Annotated in this window: 25 protein-coding genes and 2 pseudogenes; 20 read left to right on the top strand and 7 right to left on the bottom strand. The window is 67.4% G+C overall.

The annotated features are described in order from the left end of the window. The 10 genes from AB8K43_RS15220 to AB8K43_RS15175 form a co-directional block, all read left to right on the top strand. Window positions 1-81 (top strand): integrase core domain-containing protein (locus tag AB8K43_RS15220; RefSeq protein WP_370892097.1); only part of this gene is annotated, 81 nt, incomplete at its 5' end. Beyond that, window positions 59-1,852 (top strand): heavy metal translocating P-type ATPase, encoded by a 1,794-nt coding sequence (locus AB8K43_RS15215; protein ID WP_370895057.1) that lies wholly within the window; start codon window positions 59-61, stop codon window positions 1,850-1,852. The genes AB8K43_RS15220 and AB8K43_RS15215, both read left to right, overlap by 23 nt. Then, complete coding sequence (locus AB8K43_RS15210; RefSeq protein ID WP_007926780.1) at window positions 1,849-2,493, top strand: thioredoxin domain-containing protein; 645 nt, start codon at window positions 1,849-1,851, stop codon at window positions 2,491-2,493. Before AB8K43_RS15215 ends, AB8K43_RS15210 begins: the two co-directional genes overlap by 4 nt. Next, window positions 2,474-3,106: a vitamin K epoxide reductase family protein gene (locus AB8K43_RS15205; protein WP_259909130.1), complete on the top strand. Its 633-nt coding sequence runs from the start codon at window positions 2,474-2,476 to the stop codon at window positions 3,104-3,106. Before AB8K43_RS15210 ends, AB8K43_RS15205 begins: the two co-directional genes overlap by 20 nt. Before the next feature lie 144 nt (window positions 3,107-3,250). Continuing rightward, window positions 3,251-3,844: a TlpA disulfide reductase family protein gene (locus AB8K43_RS15200; protein ID WP_370895056.1), complete on the top strand. Its 594-nt coding sequence runs from the start codon at window positions 3,251-3,253 to the stop codon at window positions 3,842-3,844. Continuing rightward, the gene (locus tag AB8K43_RS15195) at window positions 3,841-4,599 is read left to right on the top strand and encodes a cytochrome c biogenesis CcdA family protein (RefSeq protein ID WP_368246118.1); all 759 of its coding nucleotides are present in this window, start codon (window positions 3,841-3,843) and stop codon (window positions 4,597-4,599) included. Before AB8K43_RS15200 ends, AB8K43_RS15195 begins: the two co-directional genes overlap by 4 nt. Before the next feature lie 287 nt (window positions 4,600-4,886). After that, window positions 4,887-5,471, top strand: coding sequence for a recombinase family protein (locus AB8K43_RS15190; RefSeq protein ID WP_370895055.1), 585 nt, complete (start codon window positions 4,887-4,889; stop codon window positions 5,469-5,471). Beyond that, a complete protein-coding gene (locus AB8K43_RS15185; RefSeq protein WP_370895054.1) occupies window positions 5,468-5,983 on the top strand; it encodes a GNAT family N-acetyltransferase in 516 nt (171 codons plus the stop codon). The genes AB8K43_RS15190 and AB8K43_RS15185 overlap by 4 nt, the downstream gene beginning before the upstream one ends. Window positions 5,984-7,077: 1,094 nt before the next feature. After that, complete coding sequence (locus AB8K43_RS15180) at window positions 7,078-7,443, top strand: metalloregulator ArsR/SmtB family transcription factor (RefSeq protein WP_144857732.1); 366 nt, start codon at window positions 7,078-7,080, stop codon at window positions 7,441-7,443. Continuing rightward, window positions 7,440-8,051 carry an isoprenylcysteine carboxylmethyltransferase family protein gene (locus tag AB8K43_RS15175; RefSeq protein WP_144857731.1) on the top strand — a complete coding sequence of 204 codons (612 nt, stop codon included), beginning with the start codon at window positions 7,440-7,442 and terminating at the stop codon, window positions 8,049-8,051. The genes AB8K43_RS15180 and AB8K43_RS15175 overlap by 4 nt, the downstream gene beginning before the upstream one ends. 12 nt (window positions 8,052-8,063) lie before the next feature. On the opposite strand, the gene AB8K43_RS15170 is transcribed toward AB8K43_RS15175, so the two are convergent. Then, window positions 8,064-8,405 carry a hypothetical protein gene (locus AB8K43_RS15170; RefSeq protein ID WP_144857730.1) on the bottom strand — a complete coding sequence of 114 codons (342 nt, stop codon included), beginning with the start codon at window positions 8,403-8,405 and terminating at the stop codon, window positions 8,064-8,066. Between AB8K43_RS15170 and AB8K43_RS15165 the strand changes: the two genes are divergently transcribed. The 3 genes from AB8K43_RS15165 to AB8K43_RS15155 are packed head-to-tail and all read left to right on the top strand — an operon-like array spanning window position 8,404 to window position 9,997. Next, window positions 8,404-8,583 carry a hypothetical protein gene (locus AB8K43_RS15165; RefSeq protein ID WP_370895053.1) on the top strand — a complete coding sequence of 60 codons (180 nt, stop codon included), beginning with the start codon at window positions 8,404-8,406 and terminating at the stop codon, window positions 8,581-8,583. The genes AB8K43_RS15170 and AB8K43_RS15165 overlap by 2 nt on opposite strands. After that, entirely contained in the window at window positions 8,580-9,179 is a 600-nt protein-coding gene (locus AB8K43_RS15160; RefSeq protein ID WP_370895052.1) for a hypothetical protein, read from the top strand. The genes AB8K43_RS15165 and AB8K43_RS15160 overlap by 4 nt, the downstream gene beginning before the upstream one ends. Continuing rightward, the gene (locus AB8K43_RS15155; protein WP_370895051.1) at window positions 9,164-9,997 is read left to right on the top strand and encodes a hypothetical protein; all 834 of its coding nucleotides are present in this window, start codon (window positions 9,164-9,166) and stop codon (window positions 9,995-9,997) included. Before AB8K43_RS15160 ends, AB8K43_RS15155 begins: the two co-directional genes overlap by 16 nt. Window positions 9,998-10,466: 469 nt before the next feature. On the opposite strand, the gene AB8K43_RS15150 is transcribed toward AB8K43_RS15155, so the two are convergent. After that, window positions 10,467-10,856, bottom strand: a complete 390-nt coding sequence (locus AB8K43_RS15150) for a heavy metal-responsive transcriptional regulator (protein WP_370895050.1) — start codon at window positions 10,854-10,856, stop codon at window positions 10,467-10,469. Window positions 10,857-10,961: 105 nt separating this feature from the next. Here AB8K43_RS15150 and AB8K43_RS15145 point away from each other — a divergent pair. After that, a pseudogene (locus AB8K43_RS15145) lies at window positions 10,962-11,831 on the top strand (FAD-dependent oxidoreductase); the annotation flags it as partial. A gap of 115 nt (window positions 11,832-11,946) precedes the next feature. Continuing rightward, window positions 11,947-12,498: pseudogene (locus AB8K43_RS15140) on the top strand (FAD-dependent oxidoreductase); the annotation flags it as partial. A 26-nt stretch (window positions 12,499-12,524) separates the two neighbouring features. Here the strand turns inward: AB8K43_RS15140 and AB8K43_RS15135 are convergent. From AB8K43_RS15135 to AB8K43_RS15120, 4 genes are all read right to left on the bottom strand, one after another. Continuing rightward, entirely contained in the window at window positions 12,525-13,148 is a 624-nt protein-coding gene (locus tag AB8K43_RS15135) for a hypothetical protein (protein WP_370895049.1), read from the bottom strand. A 95-nt stretch (window positions 13,149-13,243) separates the two neighbouring features. Beyond that, on the bottom strand, window positions 13,244-13,663 hold the full coding sequence (locus tag AB8K43_RS15130; RefSeq protein ID WP_370895048.1) for a hypothetical protein: 420 nt from the start codon (window positions 13,661-13,663) through the stop codon (window positions 13,244-13,246). 160 nt (window positions 13,664-13,823) lie between these two features. Next, window positions 13,824-14,321 (bottom strand): hypothetical protein, encoded by a 498-nt coding sequence (locus tag AB8K43_RS15125; RefSeq protein ID WP_370895047.1) that lies wholly within the window; start codon window positions 14,319-14,321, stop codon window positions 13,824-13,826. Window positions 14,322-14,328: 7 nt separating this feature from the next. Further along, window positions 14,329-14,646 carry a hypothetical protein gene (locus AB8K43_RS15120; RefSeq protein ID WP_370895046.1) on the bottom strand — a complete coding sequence of 106 codons (318 nt, stop codon included), beginning with the start codon at window positions 14,644-14,646 and terminating at the stop codon, window positions 14,329-14,331. A gap of 431 nt (window positions 14,647-15,077) precedes the next feature. Between AB8K43_RS15120 and AB8K43_RS15115 the strand changes: the two genes are divergently transcribed. The 3 genes from AB8K43_RS15115 (at window position 15,078) to AB8K43_RS15105 (ending at window position 18,090) form a co-directional block, all read left to right on the top strand. Then, a complete protein-coding gene (locus AB8K43_RS15115) occupies window positions 15,078-16,223 on the top strand; it encodes a tyrosine-type recombinase/integrase (RefSeq protein ID WP_370895045.1) in 1,146 nt (381 codons plus the stop codon). Beyond that, window positions 16,223-16,582, top strand: coding sequence for a helix-turn-helix domain-containing protein (locus AB8K43_RS15110; protein ID WP_370895044.1), 360 nt, complete (start codon window positions 16,223-16,225; stop codon window positions 16,580-16,582). Before AB8K43_RS15115 ends, AB8K43_RS15110 begins: the two co-directional genes overlap by 1 nt. 101 nt (window positions 16,583-16,683) lie before the next feature. Further along, window positions 16,684-18,090 (top strand): hypothetical protein, encoded by a 1,407-nt coding sequence (locus tag AB8K43_RS15105; protein ID WP_370895043.1) that lies wholly within the window; start codon window positions 16,684-16,686, stop codon window positions 18,088-18,090. A 58-nt stretch (window positions 18,091-18,148) separates the two neighbouring features. Here AB8K43_RS15105 and AB8K43_RS15100 read toward each other — a convergent pair whose 3' ends face one another. Further along, window positions 18,149-18,721 (bottom strand): hypothetical protein, encoded by a 573-nt coding sequence (locus AB8K43_RS15100; protein WP_370895042.1) that lies wholly within the window; start codon window positions 18,719-18,721, stop codon window positions 18,149-18,151. A gap of 110 nt (window positions 18,722-18,831) precedes the next feature. Between AB8K43_RS15100 and AB8K43_RS15095 the strand changes: the two genes are divergently transcribed. Together AB8K43_RS15095 and AB8K43_RS15090 are read left to right on the top strand one after the other, a co-directional pair. Then, window positions 18,832-19,053, top strand: a complete 222-nt coding sequence (locus AB8K43_RS15095; protein ID WP_219979541.1) for a hypothetical protein — start codon at window positions 18,832-18,834, stop codon at window positions 19,051-19,053. A gap of 101 nt (window positions 19,054-19,154) precedes the next feature. Continuing rightward, entirely contained in the window at window positions 19,155-19,346 is a 192-nt protein-coding gene (locus AB8K43_RS15090) for a hypothetical protein (RefSeq protein WP_370895041.1), read from the top strand. Window positions 19,347-19,443 lie beyond the last annotated feature (97 nt).

The following is a 19,443-nucleotide window of genomic DNA, read 5'->3' as shown; positions in this document are numbered from 1 at the left end:
CTTGCGCCATGGCTCGAGCACTACAACACTGAACGACGCCACAGCTCACTCGCAGGCCATCCACCCATCAGCCGCCTGTAACCAACGTGGTGGCCGGGTACACCTAGTCACGGGGCGTGGGCAGGGCCGGTTGGGTGTGGGCCTGCTGATGACGATCGCCGGTACGGGTGCCGTCCTGCTGGGGCACGTGGGCGAGGCAGCAGCCTTGGCCTTTCTGTTCTCGATTGCCGAGGCGCTTGAGGACCGCGCTATGGACCGGGCCCGTCACGGGCTGCGGGCGTTGTTGTCCCTGATCCCAGAGACCGCTGTCGTTTCACGAGCGGGAACTGATGAACGGATCCCCGCGGAGCAGGTTCGGCGGGGCGATGTCCTCGTCGTCGGCGCTGGCGACCGGGTCAGCACGGACGGCGTGGTCGAGGCGGGTCACTCGTGGATGGACACCTCTGCGATCACCGGCGAGTCGATCCCCGTCGAAGTCGCGCCCGGCGACGAGATCGCGGCCGGATCGGTCAACACATCGGGCACGTTGCGCATCACAGCAGTCGCCGACGGGCGCGACAACTCCCTGACCCAGATGGTCGAGCTCGTCGAGCAGGCTCACGCGAACAAGGGCGAGCGTGCGCGCCTGGCTGACCGCATCGCCCAACCACTCGTCCCATTGGTGCTGCTGGCCGCTGCTCTGATCGCGGCGTACGGGTTCGTCGTGGGCGACCCACAGACGTGGATCGAGCGTGCGCTGGTGGTGCTGGTCGCGGCCTCACCCTGCGCCTTGGCGATCGCGGTCCCGGTCACGGTGATCTCAGCGATCGGCTCGGCCAGCAAGTTCGGGGTGATCATCAAGTCCGGAGCAGCTTTCGAGCAGCTCGGGACGATCCGCACCGTCGCCTTCGACAAAACAGGCACCCTGACTCGCAACGAGCCCCGGGTGGTGGCCACCCACGCGGCCAACGGTCACACCGACGCGGAGGTGCTCTCCTTGGCAGCGGCACTGGAGGCCACCAGCACCCACCCCCTGGCGGCGGCAGTGGTCGCTGCCTCACCAGATCATCCTGCGGCGAGCGACGTCCACGAGCACGCCGGACACGGAGTCACCGGGTTGGTGGACGGACTCCGGGTACGCGTTGGCAGCCCCCGCTGGGTCGCCCCGCACGACCTGAGCGGGCAGGCCGACGCCATGGCCAGCCAAGGCATGAGCCTCATTGTGGTCGAGGTCAACGATCAAGCGTGCGGCGTGATCGGCGTCCGCGACGAGCTGCGCCCCGAGGCAGCCCAGGCCATCTCCGCCCTGCACCAGCAGGGGGTGTCCACCGTGATGCTCACCGGGGACAACACACGCACCGCGCAGGCCATCGCCAGTGAAGCCGGCATCCGACAAGTTCACGCGGAGACCCTGCCCCAGGACAAGGCCGACCACATCCGCGCCTCGATGGCCACGGCCCCGACGGCGATGATCGGCGACGGCATCAACGACGCGCCCGCGCTGGCCACGACCACCGTCGGTATCGCGATGGGCGCCAGCGGTTCCGCCGCCGCAGTCGAGTCCGCAGACGTTGCCTTCACCGGCCACGACCTGCGGCTGCTGCCACAAGCCCTCGCACATGCCCGCCGCGGACGAGCGATCATGACCCAAAACGTCGTCCTGTCCGTGGCCCTGATCGCGGTCCTGTTCCCGCTTGCCCTGTTCGGCGTGCTGGGTTTGGCCGCGGTCGTGCTGGTCCACGAGGTCGCCGAGGTCATCGTCATCGCCAACGGTTTGCGAGCCAATCGCACCCAGCGCCATTCCCAGCCTGAGGCCAGAAACGATGACTACTCTGCGCGCCAGCAGCGCCCTTCGATGATTGGAACCCGATGAGCAAGAGCCTGAAACTGTCCATGGCCATGATCGTGGCGGTCCTGGTAGCACTGGTCGCTGCGGTGACGTTCAGCCGGGCCGGCGAAGAAGCGGCACCCACGGGGTCCGGAAGCGGTGCGTCCGCGCCATTGGTGCGCGATGACAGCCCTCGCCTGACCTCCGGCAAGAAGGCAGTGTTCGTGGAGTACCTCGACTTCGAGTGCGAAGCGTGCGGCGCAGCCCACCCCGTCATGACGGACCTGCGAGAGAAATACGGCAAAGATGTGACCTTCGTGGTGCGCTACCTCCCCCTCCACGGAAACTCGATGAACGCGGCGCTAGCTGCCGAGGCCGCCCGTGAACAGGACAAGTTCGAGGAAATGCACGACAAGCTCTTCGAGACGCAGGCCGAGTGGAGCCACTCTGAGTCGTCCAAGGAGAAGACCTTCGAGGGATATGCCCAGGAGCTGGGGTTGGACATGAAGCAGTACCGCGCCAGCCTGAAAGACCCCGCCGCAGCACAGCGCATCGAGCAGAGCAAGAAGGACGCCCAGACACTGGGCGTCACCGGCACCCCCACGTTCTTCCTCGACGGCGAAAAGATCGAGCCGACCACCATCGCCGACTTCGAGACCAAGCTTGATGCCGCAATCGAAGACTGAGCCGGCCGTCGTCACTCCGTCGGCTGCATTCAACGCACGCGGACTGGGCTGGCTTTACCTCGTCGGGGGCCTGGTCGGGCTGCTCTGCGCCGGCGTGCTGCTCGTGGAGAAGATCGAGCTGCTCAAGAACCCGGACTACGTCCCCTCGTGCAGCATCAACCCGATCCTGTCCTGCGGCTCGGTCATGGTCACCCCGCAGGCAGACGCCTTCGGCATCCCCAATCCGCTTATCGGAGTCGCCGGGTTCGCAGCCCTTGCCATGCTTGGAGCAGTCCTGGTCAGTGGCACAAGCCTTCGGGCATGGTTGTGGGTCGCGACCCAGGCCGCGGTGACCCTCGCGGTGGTGTTCATTCACTGGCTGATCTTCCAGAGCCTGTACGTCATCGGCGCACTGTGTCCCTATTGCATGGTCGTGTGGGTCGTGACCATCGCCGTCTTCTGGCACACCACCATCCACAACCTTCGGCGTCACCGTGGCTCCGTCGCTTCGCCCGCACGCCGCGGTGTGGCGATGCTCATCGAGTACCGCGCAGCGGTCTTGACCGCTTGGTACCTGGTGATCATCGTGCTCATCGCTATCAGGTTCTGGGACTACTGGGTCACGCTCCTGTGATCAGTGCCCCGTGGACCGAATCGCCATCACGCCGAGAGGCCGAGCGGCATCCTCCAGCCGCCTCGGCGCTGACGAACGACGACCCCGACACCTCGCCGCGCATCCACGCACGCGCGGCGACGACCTCAGGAGCATGAGACCCGAATGACCGCACGTCGTCCCTCCCGCCGAAGTCTCCTCGCCGCGGCCAGTGCTGTCGCTGCCACCAGTGGGCTCGCCGCGTGCTCCTCATCCGGCGCCAAGGATGAGCAAGACCTCGGCTATCGATCCGGGGACGGCAGCGTGACCGCCTTCGACGAGACCCAGCGGGGCGAACCCGTCGAGCTCGCTGGTGACACGCTTGACGGCCAGACGTGGGACAGCGCCGATCACCGTGGCCAGGTCGTCGTCGTCAACGTCTGGGCCAGCTGGTGCGGACCCTGCGCCAAAGAGGCCCCACACCTCGTCGCGCTCAACAAGGAGTTGAAGGGCGATGACGTGCAGCTCGTCGGGATCAACTTCCGAGAGTCCTCCGTAGCGACCGGCAGAGCACAAGCCAAGACGTGGGGCTTCGTCTGGCCCTCGATCTACGACAAATCCGGCACCACCTCGATCGCCATGCAGGGCAAGATGACCACCCAGCCCTCCACCGCTGTCCTCGACCGACAGGGTCGTATCGCTGCGGTTGTCCTCGGGGCCACCACGCAGTCGACCCTTCGAGGCTTGATCGAGGACACCCTCGCCGAGGAGGGTCGATGATCGTCGCTTTCACGACCGGGCTCAGTGACCAGGTTGCCAGTGGGGCTCTGCCTCTCGCCGTGCTCGTCGCGGCCCTCGCCGGGCTCGTCTCCTTCGCCACGCCCTGCGTGCTGCCCCTCGTACCGGGCTATCTCGGCTACGTCACCGGCCTGTCCGACGTAGCACTGGAGAAGCGCAGCCGCGGCCGGATGGTCTTGGGCGCGCTGCTGTTCATCCTCGGCTTCACCCTCGTTTTCGTTCTTGCCTCGATGTTCGTCGCCACCGCCGGCCGCGCGCTCGTGGAGCACCGAGAGCTGCTGATGCGCATCGGTGGCGTAGTGGTGATTCTCATGGCCCTTGTCTTCCTCGGCGCCGGTTCGCAGCGGACCTTCCGCCTGCCGATCAAGCCCGCCACCGGCCTGGCCGGGGCGCCAGTCCTCGGGGCCGTCTTCGGGCTGGGCTGGGCTCCCTGCATGGGCCCGACACTTGCCGCGGTCCTCGCGCTCAACCTCGCCGGCGACGCCTCGATCACCCGAGCTGTCGTTCTCGCCGTGGCCTACTGCCTAGGGCTGGGACTGCCCTTCATCCTCATCGCCGCGGCCTACGAGCGCTGGGCCCCGGTCTCGTCGTGGCTGCAACGACACCAGCGCGCGATCCAGGTCGTCGGCGCAAGCCTGCTGATCATCGTCGGGACACTCCTGCTCACCGGCGGTTGGGATGCGATCGTCCAGCGGCTGCAGACCAGACTCATCAGCGATTGGGAAGTGCCCCTCTGATGCGAAGGAACGTGACCCACTGATGTCAGTTCCCGAGCCACGATGTGACCGCTCATCGTGTGGCCTCCGCTGTAGACAACGGGGCTCGTCGAGCACCTCGGTGGCGCCGGCCTGCCGGTCAGGTGACGCCCGGGCAACGGGCGTTCCGTTGGAGGATCGTCAAATGCGACGCCGCGATTGCGACGACCGTTCAGCGCGCCGATCGCGGCGAGCCCGTCGCATTTGACCTGCACGTCGTAGAATCGCAGTAACGAACCCCAAATGACACACGAGAGGGTGCGGGCGGCGTGCTGATTGGATACGCGCGGGTCTCGACTGAGCGCCAGGACCTCGCTGCGCAGCTCAAGGGCCTGACTGACCTCGGTGTGGACCAGGAGCGGATCTACACGGACAAGCGCACGGGGCGGTCGATGAAGAACCGGCCCGGGCTCACACAAGCGATCGCCGCCCTTCGTCCTGCGGATGTGCTCGTGGTGACCAAGCTCGACCGGCTAGCCCGATCGGTGCCAGATGCTCGCGACCTCGTGGGTCAGGTGTACGCCAAGGGAGCGGCGTTGCAGCTGGGGCCGTCGCTGCACGACCCGGAGGACCCGGTGGGAAAGTTCCTGTTCAACGCACTGGCGATGGTCGCGGAGTTCGAGTCCGACCTGAATCGGCAGCGCACCATGGAGGGCTTAGCGATCGCGCGGGCGCAGGGCCGGCTCAACGGGAAGCCGCCCAAGCTCAACGAGCGGCGCACGAAGAAGCTGCTCCAAGACTACGAGGCCGGCACCGCGACCGTTGGTCAACTAGCTGAGGACTACAACGTGTCCAGGGCAACCGTGTACCGCACGCTTAAGCGCGCCAAGGCGCAGAAGGAAGGGGCTCAATGACCACACCGACGTTTGAAGTCGTCGAGGCTGACTTCGAGGATCATGCGTTGGTGGCGTTCCTGCGGGAGCACCTAGACGACATTGCTCCGACAGCACCCTATGAGAGCCGGCACGCTTTGGATGTAGACGCCCTGCGCGACCCCAGCGTTCAAATGTGGGTTGCAGTTGAAGATGGAGACGTCATCGGAACCGTCGCCCTGGCGGCGATGACCGAGGGTTGTGAGGAGCTGAAGAGCATGAGGACTGCGCCGGCTCGGCGCGGAGCAGGCGTCGCGTCCCTGTTGCTCGGCCACGCACTGCACGATGCGCGATTGCGGGGTGTGAAGAGGGTGTCGCTGGAGACTGGGAGTATGGCCTTCTTCGCACCAGCCCGCGCCTTCTATCGCAAAGCCGGCTTCAGTGATTGCGAACCGTTTGGGACGTACGAGGACGATCCGAACAGTGTGTTCATGACCTTGGTGCTCGAGGAATCCAGTGCCGAGTCCCAGGGGGGCATGGAGGTGTCTCAGTGACCACTCCGCGTGAGCCTGCTCGCACGGTGGCAGGACTGGACGTTCGCTTCCAAGGCAACGGTGCCACTGTCGAGATCTACGGATGGGTGGTGCGAGGCTCCGCCGCCACCTTCCAAATCTCTTGGGAAGCTGCGGAGATCAGCGGTCACGACTATCTCGCTGATCTCGCAGGATGGGGACCCGATAGCTCCTGGGGCGAACTGCGGCCACCTGGCTCCTTCGAGTTGTCACTGGCCTCGCACACGCAGAGCCTCCCGTATGAAGTCGTTGACGCCGGTGGCGGCGTCGACGAAGACGGAGCAGTGGATTTCCACGGCCAGGGACGAATTGTGGTACCCACCCGGGGCGATGACCTTGACGTCGCAGTGGTGTGGCCAGCACACCGGCTGATAGGTGCTGAGCGACTCCCCCTCAACCTTCTCCGATGACGACGACCGTCCGACACCTGAGGCCCAAGCCCGTACAACATGGCCTACTACGAGGCCATGGGCTTCGCCCCGTACCGAGAGGGCAGCGACACCATCCACTACCGCTTCGACGTCCTTTAACTGGTCGCCGGACACGCGAAGGGAGGGCAACATCGTCAAGAGGTGGGAACTGGAGATGAGCGGAGACAGTCCAGCCGCCTTCCTGGGAGAGTGCGGCGGACCTTGGCGGTGCCTTGCTCGGCCGATCGCGACGGACCTTTATGACGAGAAGCGCAACTGGGGAGCGTCTCAGTGACCACCGAGCAACGATGTACCGCACCATCGACCGGAGCGAAGAAGATGAGGGAGGGTCTCGGTGACTGCGGCGGGTCCAGCGACGGCCTCGAGTGGTCGGCCGTTGGGCGGCTGGCATGACCTACTTCGGCCTCGCGTTCACTGGACTTGTGGGGAGCGGAACTGGCAGGGCTTAACGGCCTCGGATGCTCGCGAGCACGAGCTATTCGTGCAGTTCGAATATGTGACGTCGCCAGTACCACCGTGGGTTGAGGAGAGAGGCCGTCAGCGGCCGATGCCTCGAAACCCGAAGGCCCCGTCACGCATCGCGTGGCGGGGCCTTCGTCGTGCCCCAACCCAACTTTCATCGTGACAGTGGGATATCATCGTTAAATGACGATCAATGAAGAAGGTGGCGCGCTGGCCGGCGCCGAGGCACGGGGGGCCTTCGCTGCGCTCTTCCACGCGTTGTCCGAGCCGACCCGGCTGGCGCTGCTCGATCACCTGGCGACGGGCGAGCACCGGGTCCGCGACCTCGTCGACCACATGCACCTCGCCCAGTCGACCGTCAGCGTGCATCTGGCCTGCCTGCGGGACTGTGGTCTGGTCACGGTCCGACCCGAAGGGAGGTCCTCGTGGTTCGCGCTCGCTGATCCTGAGCGCCTCGCTGAGCTGCTCGGCAGTGCTGATGCGCTCCTCGCGGCTGCGGGGGCGACCCTGACGCTCGACGACCACCTCGACCGCGAGGGCGCGTCGTGACCCCCTCTGTCGAGGTCGGTGCCATCGTCGCGCTCGGCGTCTACGTCGTCGGCCTGCTCCTGGCCTTCGGCGCGCGAACCTGGCAGCAGTACCGCAGGACCGGCGACACCGGGATCCGTCGCGTCGCCTCCGAGGCCGGTGCCGGACGGTGGGGTGGCGCACTCTTCGCCGTCGCGGTGCTCCTCGGCCTCGTCGGGCCTGTCCTCGCGTTGGTGGCACCCGCGTCGACGCTCGAACCGGGGGTGGCCTGGTGGGTTGGGCTCGTCGTGGCCCTCGCCGGTCTCGCGCTGGTCATCGCGTCCCAGCAGGCGATGGGCGCCTCGTGGCGGATCGGTGTCGACCCCAGCGAGGAGACGGCCCTGGTGACTCGCGGTCCCTTCGCCCTCGTGCGCAACCCGATCTTCACCGCCATGGGGTTGGCGATGATCGGCGTCCTCGTCATGGTCCCCAACCCGGTGACGCTGGCCGCGGTCATCGCTCTGACCATCGGCGTGGAGTTGCAGGTCCGGTTCGTCGAGGAGCCCTACCTGCTCCGGGTCCACGGTCAGGACTTCCGCGACTACGCCGAGCGGGTGGGGCGGTTCGTGCCGGGGCTGGGCACCCTGTAGGTCGCCCCGGGCTCAGCGGTAGTCGTCGATGACGCCGAGGGGCTGGTCCTCCCAGCCGAGGTCGCGAATGAGGCCCCAGCAGTCAGGTCGCGACCCGTCGACGTCCGTCACCCCGTACTCGTCGGAGAGCTGGCGCGCGGTGAGCACCGCGCCGTGGTGTCGAGCGACCCCGGGGTCGGCCGCGAGGGCGGCGACCCCGCGTGCCACATAGGCCGGCGTCTCCGAGGCGCCGAAGCCGGGGATGCGCTCGGCCGCCTCGGTCCACGTCGCCTCGGTCACCTCGAAGGCCTCGAGCACCGCCTCTGATCGCAACCACCCGGGGGTGACGCCGACGACGACGAAGGGAGAGGGCATGGGGCAGGGCAGCGAGAGCCGCGGCGCGGCAGACGAGGCTCGCCTCACCGAGGAAGCGCGGGAGTGGCTTCACTCGCAACCGGGATACCGCCCGGGCATGAAGCAGATGACTGCCACTCACACCGACGAGGACATTGCCGCTGCGAAGCAAGGGCATCGGGAGGATGAGTCTCAGTGACCACGATAATGTTCGACTTCATCAAGAGGTGGCGGCGCGAGGGCTGGCCGGACTACTTGGAGCGGATCGAGCAGAGAGGCCTCCGCGAGACCGGAGCATGCTCTCGCGTCCATTGCCACGGCGCGCATTACACGGTCCGTGGTGGGGACCTGCCCCAGTGGGTTCAGGATCTTGTGGGGGATCGAGACGTCTCCGGGCCCGAGGCACCGTCGGCCGATTACCGGGAGCAGGTCTTCCGGGAGTACTCAGCTGATACCGCGTGGTCGCACGCCCTGGCTACCCGGGATGACCTCACCGCCCTCGATGACGAGTGGCCAACCACGGGGATCCTCCAGCTCGCGAACGAGGCCCGGGCGGCGGGCACCACGACGCACCTCGACGTTGCGTTCTACATCACGGGTGTGGAGCAGTTCGGGCTGGAGGCTTGGACGTTGGTCCTTGCCCCCGACGCGCCTGCCAGTCTCGTGCGCTCTACGCACGAACGGCTGCTTGCCCTGTTCCCTGACGAGGTCAGGATGACCTACGAGAGGCAGGGGCCGGACGGGTTCCCCGCGACGCCCGAGTCGGTGGGTGACCACACATGGACATTCTGCTGAGGGAAATCAAACGAGGTGTCGCAGTGACCACCACCGATCGGGGGACGCACGCGTTCTACACGCGCAGCCGGCGGCGATCGCTTGGTGGCGTTGGGTTGCTGTGCGCCGTCGGGCTGCTGGTCTCATCCTGCTCGTCGCGGCAGGCGCAGGCGGATGCCGCTGCCGAGGATGCTGTGGGGTGGGTCGCGACCGAGCTTTCCGGTGTGTCCTTCGAGAGGTGGTCTCGCCCGCCCACCTCGCTGAAGGAAAGGCTGTCGTCGTCCCAAACCACGTGGTACCGCGTCCTGAGCAGCAGCGATGAGGGTGCGGAGGTGGCGGTCTGGCAGGTCGATACCGGCGCCGACCCCTTCACCGACGACACCCCGCGTACCGGCGTCGCATGCGCATGGATCGACCGGGACGACGGGTCTCATCGCATCCAGGACTGTCCTCGTCGTCTGGCACAGGAGGTAGAGCCGGGGATGGCCGACTGGTCGGACGCTTCGGCCGCGTACGAGGCCGCGCTTGACGACATCCACAGTGCGTTGGTGGAACTGCAGCCTGAGGTGACCGGCGGTCGGGTGATGAGCAGGTCTGCAGTAGTCGCTGGGCTTAGGCGCAGTGGGATCTCTGTGCGGCCTCGCGCGGCGAAAGGCGCCAAGAATCTGCTCGTGGACGTGCGTCGCACCGGCACGGGCCCGCGGATCTCCGACACGGACCAGACCGTGTCGGCGACGGCCTGCGCGACGGTCGGAATCTCCTTGGACACAGCCTCCTACAGCATCGACGAGGAGAGGCCGTGCAGTCCGAAGGGACAGCAGACGATGGCGTCTCAGTGACCACGGATGGGGACAATAAGGACGGTCGGGTGCCGGCAGGGGTCTTCGTGACCGCGAGCGGCGTGGCGCTGGTGGGCCTAGCCTGGTGGTGGTCGGAAGACTCGCTCCAAGAGTTTCTATCGGTGGCCATGTACAGCGTGGGGTGGGCTCTCCTGACTTTTGTGACGCTATATCTCCTGACGGGCAGCTTCGACAGGATGAAGTGGCGGCGCAATGACCATGATCTGGTGCCCGGGTTTGAGGCAGGTCTGGCTGATGAGGGCACCCAGGGGAGCGAGTCTCAGTGACCACGCCGCCGCGATCTGTGGGCTCAGTTGCCAAATGGAACGCGTGGTCGCACAGCCTTATTGGTCAGGTCACGATGATTGACAGCCTGCTGACCTACCTACTTGGCCCGGAACTCCCGAAGCTGTCCCCAGCCGCAAGGTGTGGGTCGTTAGGCGGGGCTGAGGTGGGCCGTAGAGCCGGCTCATAGGTACCGGCAGACCTGGTCCGGGCTGCAGGTGTCGGGCTCGGGCTGGGCGGCGTCGTCACGGAGTTCGGCGATGGTGCCGCGCAGCGCGGCGAGTTGAGCAAGCTGCTGGTCGATGTCTGCGAGGCGCGCGTCCAGTAGTTCGCGTACGTGTCCACACGGAGCCTGCCCCTGGTCGCGGATGTCAAGGATCGGACGGATCTGGGCGAGGGTGAGCCCGGCCGATTGACCTCGGTGGATGAAGTCGATCCTGGCGATCGCGTCGGGTGCGTAGTCGCGGTAGCCGGCGGGGGTGCGCTCGGCCGGCGGCAGCAGCCCCCGTTCCTCGTAGAAGCGAAGTGTCTTGGTCGTCGTGCCGGCCGCCTCGGCGAGTTCCCCGATACGCATCCCATGCTCCTTGTGTCGCAGGTCTCGCTTGACCTTCCCCTGTGCTGGAAGGTCCAGTCTGACTGCATCAGAAGCGTTTCCCAACAGTTCCGGGGAGGAATCGGCATGCAGTCGAGGTTTGATCTGGCGGTGATCGGGTCGGGCGGTGGGGCGTTCGCCGCCGCCATCCACGCCACCACCCAGGGCAAGTCGGTGGTGATGATCGAGCGCGGCACATTCGGTGGCACCTGCGTGAACACCGGGTGCGTGCCGTCGAAGGCCTTGATCGCGGCCGCCGAGGCGCGCCACGTCGCCGCGGATGCGAGCGCCCGGTTCCCCGGCATCACCACCACTGCGGCACCGGTGGACATGGCGGCACTGATCAGCGGCAAGCAGGACCTCGTCGAGAGCCTGCGGGGCGAAAAGTACCTCGACGTGGCCGAGGCCTACGGCTGGCAGGTCCGCCGGGGCGACGCAGCGTTCGCCGGCACTCCGGACGCGCCCCTGCTTGAGGTGAGCGCACCCGACGGGACCGTCGAGGCGATCGAAGCCGCCCACTACCTGGTCGCCACCGGCGCGCGGGCATGGACACCGTCCATCGCGGGCCTCGATGAGGTCGACTATCTGACCTCCACGTCGGCGATGGAGCTGACCGACGTGCCGCAGTCGCTGCTCGTGCTCGGCGGCGGCTACGTGGCACTGGAGCAGGCCCAGCTCTTCGCCCGCCTGGGTTCGCAGGTGACCCTCCTGGTCCGCTCCCGGCTGGCGTCGAAGGAGGAGCCCGAGGTCTCCAAGGCACTGCAGGAGGTCTTCGCCGACGAGGGCATCCGGGTGGTCCGCCGCGCAACCCCCACCCACGTCGCCCGCGATGCCGGCACGGGGCAGGTGGTCATTACCGCAGCCGTCTCGGGCGGGGAGCAGGAGTTCCGCGCCGACCAGGTCCTGGTCGCTCTGGGGCGCCGGCCCGTCACCGACGGACTCAACCTGGAGCAGGTGGAGGTGAAGACCGGCGAGGCCGGCGAGATCGTNGCAGGAGTTCCGCGCCGACCAGGTCCTGGTCGCTCTGGGGCGCCGGCCCGTCACCGACGGACTCAACCTGGAGCAGGTGGAGGTGAAGACCGGCGAGGCCGGCGAGATCGTGGTCACCGACCAGCTGCAGTCCTCCAACCCGCGGATCTGGGCCGCCGGTGACGTCACCGGGCACCCCGAGTTCGTCTACGTCGCCGCCCACCACGGCACCCTGGTCGCCGAGAACGCCTTCGCCGCCGCGGACCGCTCGGTGGACTACACCCGGCTGCCGCGGGTCACGTTCACTAGCCCGGCGATCGGGGCGGTCGGGATGACCGAGGAGCAGGTCATCGCCGCCGGGATCCGCTGCGACTGCCGGGTCCTGCCCCTGGACTACGTGCCCCGGGCCCTGGTCAACCGCGACACCCGCGGATTCATCAAGATGGTCGCCAACGCCGACACCGGCGAAATCCTCGGCCTCACCGCCGTGGCGAAGGACGCCGGCGAGCTCGCCGCCGCCGGCGTGCACATCCTCGCCAAGACCACCGCCGAGGTCGCCGACGCCTGGGCGCCCTACCTGACCATGACCGAGGGCATCCGGATCGTCGCCAAGGCCTTCACCACCGACGTCTCGAAGCTGTCCTGCTGCGCCTGACCGCACGCCCCCTGGACAGCGCATCCCTACCTCACAGAACTCGTGCCGCCGGGACGGAGCAGATCGACGGTCTTGATGAGGAAGTGGTCGTGGATCGGAAGATTGGCCGGGTTGTGGCGCTGGTCGTGCAACCGGACGGAGCCGAAGGGGACGTTGCCGATGGCGGCGTCGAAGGACCCCGAGGGGAAGAGCGAGTCGGCGAAGGACTCTGTACGCACGTTCGCGTCCGGGTAGAGGGCTCGGGAGATGTTGGCGGAGATGGGGTCGACCTCCACCCCGGTCAGGTGTGTGGTCGACAGCAGGTCCTCGGGGATGGCTCCCAGGAAGTTCCCCGACCCTGACCCCGGCTCGAGGACCGTCCCGCCGTCGAAGCCGCTCTGGTTCAGCGCGTCCCACATGACCCTCATCAGGTCGGGGTCGGTGTAGTGCGCGTTGATCGTGGAACGCGAGGCGGCCGCGTACATCTCGGGGTCGAGATACTCGCGCAGGAGCTTGCGGTCCTCGGCGTACTCCTGGTTCTTCTCGTCGAACACGGCAGGGACCGCCCCCCAGCCTGACCACTGAGAGATCCGGTGCTGCATCCATTCGTTGACGCCACCGCCCCGCTGCGCCTCCCGAAGCCAGTGCAGCGCCTGGAGGTTGTTCGCCACCCGGCGGCGCGTCGAGATCGAGCCGCCGAAACGAGTCGGGGCGGCCTCGCTCTCGTACCGTCCAGTGCTGTACCGGGGGGTACCCGGGGGAAGGGTCAGAGGGTCTGCAAGGACTGCATCCAGGCTGCGCGGCGCTTCTGGAACTCGCTCGGGCTCACCCGATCGTCCTCCAGATCCCCCCACAACGGGTGCGACTGGTCCGTTGGCATCCCGCTCGGGTCGATCAGGTCCGTCGACGGGCTGCTCTCCGAGGGCTGGCCCTGCGGCATCACCAGCAGGTCCGAGAGCACCAGCTCCCGTGCCGTGGCCTCCGCGGTGCTGCGCCGGCTCACCTCCGCGAGGTAGTCCTCCTTCGGCGGTTCCCGACGAAGAATCTCCTCGGTCAGCTGCACCACCTGCTCCTGTGCCCGCATCCCCACCTGGGTGAAGTGCTCCCTGGGGTTGGGGATCTGCCGGAGCTCCTCCGGCCTCCACCGCTCCCAATGCGTCATCGCGATCTGTCCCAGCTCGTTCATAGCCCTCCCCTTCCTCTTCGCCGGACCAGAGGTCTAAAGCCATCTGGCCCTCATGACGTCGCTGTCCAGCCATTTGTCTTCAACTCCACTTTCGCTTGACATAGTGCACACGCGCCACCGACAACGCCGCCTAACACCAACCGGCACGCCGGGGCGGCTCTCACCACAGATGCAGCTGCTCGCCATAGATCTCGCGGAGCCGTTGCTGGTCCTGCGTGACCAGCAACGGGTCGCGGCGGGCCAGGTCCCGCAGTTCTCGCGCTCGATCTCGTGCTCCGCGCGGATCGCCGAGCGGCGAGCCCGTGAGGTCCTTGCGAGCAGCCCACTCGCGGCGGTTCTGCTGGTGCGAGGAGACGACCACGTGCTCGTCCCCGATCCGCTGGCACAGCGGGTTGTCGCACCGATGGCCCAGCACCTCGACGCCATCCAGCGCATCTACGCCGCTAACGAGGGCGAAGGCGAAGCGATGAGCGATCACGACACGACCCGGGCCGAGCCAGAATCGGCCGTGACCGCGCCCGCTGACCGCACCGGTCCACCACAGACAGTTGCTGTGCGGAACCCTCACCGTCTTGGACCGCCACCGGCTCACGGTCTCCTCGTCCTGGACCGCTGCTGCAAGCAGCTCCAGGACGCTCCCGCCGAGCCGAGTCGTCACGGCAGGGTCACTCCCCCGGCTCCGAGAAACTCTTCGCCTCGGTCAGGGTGCGCAGCCTGCGCGCCTCGGCCTGGGTCAAGCCGTCGCCGCACCAGTGAGCGGCCTCACGAAGGCTCATGCCCTCGACGTCAACCATCTGCCGCAGGGCCCTGCCTGCACGCTGCTCGAAGTCGCGGACGACCGCATCCCGCTCACCGAGCGAGATCATGACCTCCTCGCCGAGCGCGCTGAGCCTCTTCTCCCTGGCCTTGCGGTCCTGCCGCAGCCGCGCCTGAGCTTCCTTGGCTTCCCGCCGAACTCTCATCCGGACCGACTGAGACCCCATCGCAGATCCTTCCGTCGTTCTTCCTCGGTCACCCTCTAAAGCCGTCCCGACCCCGCCCAGCGTTCACCCCAGCACCGACAACTTCCGTCGAGCCTTCAACCGTCCCTCGACCCTGACCCCGAACTCCCGAATCCACCGCCGCCCCGACCCGATCCGAGAACGCACTCTCCGTTCCCACTCAAAACCACCGAAAACCAAGTGCCACACACCTCTTGCATTGACCGGTCAAGCGTGACAAATCCCGGCTGCCGGGACTGGTCATGGCGAGTGATTTTCCAGGCCAGGGACGCTCTCCGAACGCTGCTCCTGGGGGCCCGCCGCGAAGCGTCTCAGGGCTATGGCGGCGTTCGTGCAGGTGGGCGATGCCTCTCTTGCCGCCCGGGCGATAGGCGGGCTATTGTCATGATAGACGGGCGAGCCAGGAGGTGTCGATGGACGATCAGGACCGGATACCGCGGAGCCTGTCAGCGCTGTCGTTGATCACCTCGGGGGTGGGCCTGGTCCGGCCCGAGGAACAGGTGCTGGACGCGATGCTCGACGGCTGGGAACGGCAGATGCTCGCCCGGAACCTCTCCGTGGTCACAGTCCGCAACCGGCGTGCGCAGGTGCGCGCGTTCGTTGAGCATTCCAACGAGTACCCGTGGACCTGGATGCCCCGCCACGCCGATGAGTGGTTCGCCGATCTGCGGTCGGTGAAAGGCCTTGCTCTGTCCACGATCCGGAACTACCAGGTCGGGTTGCGGATCTTCGGGGAGTACGTCACCGACCCTGCCTACGAGTGGCCGCTGGTGTGCCAGGAACGGTTCGACGCGTTCCCCACGCAGGTCCTCAACGAGGTGAACAGCGCAGCGCACGTGGCCGACTACGAGGGGCTGCCGACCCGCCGGGCGTTCACCCTCGCCGAGCTGGAGTCACTGTTCGCGCACGTCGACGCGACCGCGCTGGACCGGGCCGCCCGCGGCACCAAAGGGTGGGCCTCGGTGTTCCGGGACGGGGTGATCTTCAAGCTCGCCTACGGGTACGGGATGCGGCGCAATGAGGTCCGCATGCTCGACGTCACCGACTTCTCGCCCAACCCGCACGCCCCGGAGTTCGGCGCTTTCGGGGTCCTGCTGATCCGTCACGGTAAGGCCCAGCGGGGCTCAGCCCCCAAACGGCGCAGCGTGCTCACGGTGTGGCCCTGGACGGTGGACGTGGTCCAGCAGTACCTGCAGGAGGTCCGGCCCCTGCTGCACACCAACGGCGGCGACGCCCTGTTCCCTACCGAGCGGGGCGAGCGGATCGCTGGGGAGGTCCTGTCCCGGCGGCTGCGCGCCTACTGCGACGAGCTGGGTCTGGACCCGGCGTTGACCTTCCACTCCCTGCGCCGCTCCTACGTCACGACGTTGATGGAGCAAGGTTTCGAGCTGAGATTCGTCCAGGACCAGGTCGGGCACGACTACGGCTCGACCACGAGCCTGTACACCTGCGTGTCCTCCGACTTCCGCGTCCGCACCCTGCGCCGCGCCCTGGACGCCGATATCGCCCAAGCCGTGGCCCGCACCCCCACCGAGAAAACTCTGGAAGGAACCTGCTGATGGCCCAGCTGTGGAACACGACCTACACCTGGCGACTGCGCGCACTGATGGCCGAGCGCGGCATGTACATGACCACCGACATCATCCCGCACCTGGCCGAGCACGGGATCAACCTGTCCAGCTCCCAGGCCCACCGCCTGGTCACCGGCACCCCCGAACGGCTCAATCTGCACGTTCTGTCCGCGCTCTGCCACATCCTGGGCGTGACCTCCGACGAGCTCATCGACAGCCAGACCCACCTCATTGGTGTCCGCCCCAAGGTCGTCGGCGACCCCCGCCCCCGCCGTAACCAGACCAGTCCACCAGTGCGCCCGGTCCACGTCCGGCTGACCACCACGGACACACCCGAGCAGAGGTGAACCAGCAGGCCCGCCCCGACAGTTCGTGTGCCCGCTGCGCCCGCCCGCTCCGGCCACCAGCACCCCCGGGCTCGACCACCAGCAGCCGCCGGCCAGGGTTCGTGGTCGCTGTCCGGAACTGGCCCGAGGGTCCGGTCTGCTCCGGCTGCTACGCCAAGGCCCGCGAGACCTACGGAACCTGCCCCGGATGCGGCACCCACCGGCTTCTGCCTGGACTGGACCAAGGACGCACGGTGTGCACCGACTGCGCCGGCGGCATCGGCAACTTCACCTGCGCCCGGTGCGGACAGGAAGGATGGAATCACTACAAGAACACCTGCGGACGGTGCGTGCTGACAGACCGGTTGACCGCCGCCCTTGACGACGGCACCGGCACCGTGGCCCCCGCCCTGCAACCGCTGCTGGAGCACCTGGTGGCCATGCCCCGCCCCCGCACCGGGATCCTGTGGCTCACCAAACCACACACCACCAGGTTGCTCGGCGCCCTGGCCACCGGCCAGGTCGACCTCACCCACGACGGTCTGGCCACGCTCCAGCCTTACCGCGCGGTCGCGCACCTGCGCCAGCTTCTCATCGCCGCCGGCGTCCTGCCCGAGGTCGACCCAACCCTGCGCCGCGTCCAGGAATGGACCACCGTCTACCTGAACGATCAGGTCGACCCCGACGTGCGGCCCGTGCTGGAACGCTACGCCCGCTGGCAGCTCCATCGGCGACTACGCCAAGACGCCGACCGGGCAATGCTGCACCCCTACCGAGACCAGAACACCCGCGTCGCGCTACGACAGACCAACGCCTTCCTCACCTGGCTGCGAGGCCAGGAGCAGAACCTGGACACACTCACCCAGGACGATCTGGACCGCTGGGTCAGCGACCACAAGCAATGGCAGCGCGCCCCGGTAGCAGCCTTCCTGGCCTGGGCGGCCCGTCGTGGCCTGGCCCCGCCCCTGCGCATCACGCCCAGCGTGCACCAGCAGATCCGACCCTTCAGCCAGGCCGACCGCCTGGACTGGCTGCGCCGCGCCGCCCTGGACGACTCCCTCGACCACCGCGACCGGGTCGTTCTCGCACTGATGCTCCTCTACGCCCAACCCCTGGGTCGCCTCGCACAGCTGCGCACCAAAGACATCACCCGCGACGAGGACGCAGCGGTCAAGATCCACCTGGGTACACCACCAGCCCCCGTCCCAGCCCCCTTTGACCAGCTCCTCACCGACTACCTCACCACTCACCGTTTCCCCACCGCCGCAAACCCCGACAGCCACTGGCTGTTCCCTGGCCGACGCGGCACCCAGCCCGTGCACCCCACCACCCTGCGACTACGCCTCGAACACCTCGGCCTTCAACCCCGGGCAGCCCGTGCCAGCACCCTGTCCCGTCTGACCCTCCAAGCGCCCCCAGCCATCGTCAGCCAGATGCTCGGCTACCACATCAACACCACCGAACGCCGCGCCCAAGAAGCCGGCAGCACCTGGGCCCGATACCCCAGCACCCGCGAAAGCAGCGGATGAGGTCCATCCCTCCTGTGGCTGTCGGCCGCGCGCGCCTCGCGGCACTTCCGGATGTTTCCTATGGCGAGGGGTCGAGCCTGACCTGTCCCAACTGTCGGCCGTCGTGGCCGAGAATCGACAGCCGTTGCGCGCGTCGCCCGGGCCAGGCGACGACGCATCGCCCATGCCAGGGAACCGCGATCTGCCGACCCTCGAGGACGAGATGGGCAACGTCTACGTTGACCCGCACGAGGACGTAGTTGATCCACCGCCCGCGGGTAGTCCACCACCTCTTGTGATGACCGTCCAGGATGCCGCCGGCGCCTTCCATCGCCAGGATCCGGGGATCCACACCAAGGCTTGTGCGCCCGCCGGCAGGCAGTTCTGCAGGCCGCTCGTGGAGGGCGTCGTCATCCAGTGCTCCACCGCCACCGCCGCCGAGGATCACCCACTCCCCGTTGTGACGAGCGAAGACATGAGTTTCCTCGACGTTGCAGCCCACGCTCCTGCGCGCGAACATGGTCACCGCTACGTCGTCGGAGACGTCGACCGCCATAGCGGCATGCCGGCGACGGCGGCTCAGGCTCCTCACCGGAGTGAGCTCGCGAGACTCGATGAGTCGGAGGCTTTCTGCAACGGCGTCATAGGCCATGCCTCAACCTACGGCTAGAAGGGGCAAGACAGACCGCAGGCCGCCGCACCACCCGCGGCAAGAGCGGATGACCGATGGCGGGGCTACGGCGCGCTGGCTACGCTCCGGCTATGCCCAATCCAGACGGCTTCGCCTACATCGTGCAGGGTGAACAAGTGGTCATCAGTCACCACGGGCGTAACGCCACGACGCTGCGTGGCCGGCGCGCCCGGGTCTTCCTCGAAGACGTCGAGTCCGAGGACCCCCAGGAACTGATGGCCAGACTCACCGGCAACTACCGGCGGGGAAACGAGCGCCATGCCCGGAATCACCCACGGAACCAGCGCCGCTAAGTCGCGCTCCGCTCCTGCGCCCCTCGAGCGCGGCCAGCGGCAGAGTCGGATGGTTCGCATATCCACTTGCTCAGGCTGAGCCGCTTCGTCAGGCTCGGGCGATGACCTCCAGTGACTTGTGGGACGCCGATGCCGCCAGGCGCTATGACGACGCCTCGTCTCCGATGTTCAGCCCGGAGATCCTCGGCCCCACGGTGAACTTCCTTGCCGAACTGACCGGGGACGGGCAGGCGCTGGAGTTGGCCATCGGGACCGGTCGGGTGGCGGTGCCCTTGCTTGAGCGGGTGGGCTGACCCCGTTTCGTAGGTCCGGTCGTTATGCGAGTCGTCCTGTTGCCCGCGGTGGCGGGCAGGGAGACTGGTCAGATCATGACGAACAGTAGGAAGCGTC

It is taken from the genome of Janibacter sp. GXQ6167 (assembly GCF_041365945.1).
In the GTDB taxonomy this organism is placed as follows: domain Bacteria; phylum Actinomycetota; class Actinomycetes; order Actinomycetales; family Dermatophilaceae; genus JBGFSK01.
This window is presented reverse-complemented; position numbering and strand designations above follow the sequence as displayed.

Coding starts and splice junctions, on each gene's coding strand:
- AB8K43_RS15090 (WP_370895041.1), top strand. CDS start 19,155: ATGACCTCCAGTGACTTGTGGGACGCCGATGCCGCCAGGCGCTATGAC.
- AB8K43_RS15185 (WP_370895054.1), top strand. CDS start 5,468: ATGACCACACCGACGTTTGAAGTCGTCGAGGCTGACTTCGAGGATCAT.
- AB8K43_RS15100 (WP_370895042.1), bottom strand. CDS start 18,721: ATGGCCTATGACGCCGTTGCAGAAAGCCTCCGACTCATCGAGTCTCGC.
- AB8K43_RS15195 (WP_368246118.1), top strand. CDS start 3,841: ATGATCGTCGCTTTCACGACCGGGCTCAGTGACCAGGTTGCCAGTGGG.
- AB8K43_RS15210 (WP_007926780.1), top strand. CDS start 1,849: ATGAGCAAGAGCCTGAAACTGTCCATGGCCATGATCGTGGCGGTCCTG.
- AB8K43_RS15110 (WP_370895044.1), top strand. CDS start 16,223: ATGGCCCAGCTGTGGAACACGACCTACACCTGGCGACTGCGCGCACTG.
- AB8K43_RS15180 (WP_144857732.1), top strand. CDS start 7,078: ATGACGATCAATGAAGAAGGTGGCGCGCTGGCCGGCGCCGAGGCACGG.
- AB8K43_RS15130 (WP_370895048.1), bottom strand. CDS start 13,663: ATGAACGAGCTGGGACAGATCGCGATGACGCATTGGGAGCGGTGGAGG.
- AB8K43_RS15150 (WP_370895050.1), bottom strand. CDS start 10,856: ATGCGTATCGGGGAACTCGCCGAGGCGGCCGGCACGACGACCAAGACA.
- AB8K43_RS15120 (WP_370895046.1), bottom strand. CDS start 14,646: ATGGGGTCTCAGTCGGTCCGGATGAGAGTTCGGCGGGAAGCCAAGGAA.
- AB8K43_RS15115 (WP_370895045.1), top strand. CDS start 15,078: ATGGACGATCAGGACCGGATACCGCGGAGCCTGTCAGCGCTGTCGTTG.
- AB8K43_RS15200 (WP_370895056.1), top strand. CDS start 3,251: ATGACCGCACGTCGTCCCTCCCGCCGAAGTCTCCTCGCCGCGGCCAGT.
- AB8K43_RS15095 (WP_219979541.1), top strand. CDS start 18,832: ATGCCCAATCCAGACGGCTTCGCCTACATCGTGCAGGGTGAACAAGTG.
- AB8K43_RS15205 (WP_259909130.1), top strand. CDS start 2,474: ATGCCGCAATCGAAGACTGAGCCGGCCGTCGTCACTCCGTCGGCTGCA.
- AB8K43_RS15165 (WP_370895053.1), top strand. CDS start 8,404: ATGGGGCAGGGCAGCGAGAGCCGCGGCGCGGCAGACGAGGCTCGCCTC.
- AB8K43_RS15155 (WP_370895051.1), top strand. CDS start 9,164: ATGGACATTCTGCTGAGGGAAATCAAACGAGGTGTCGCAGTGACCACC.
- AB8K43_RS15170 (WP_144857730.1), bottom strand. CDS start 8,405: ATGCCCTCTCCCTTCGTCGTCGTCGGCGTCACCCCCGGGTGGTTGCGA.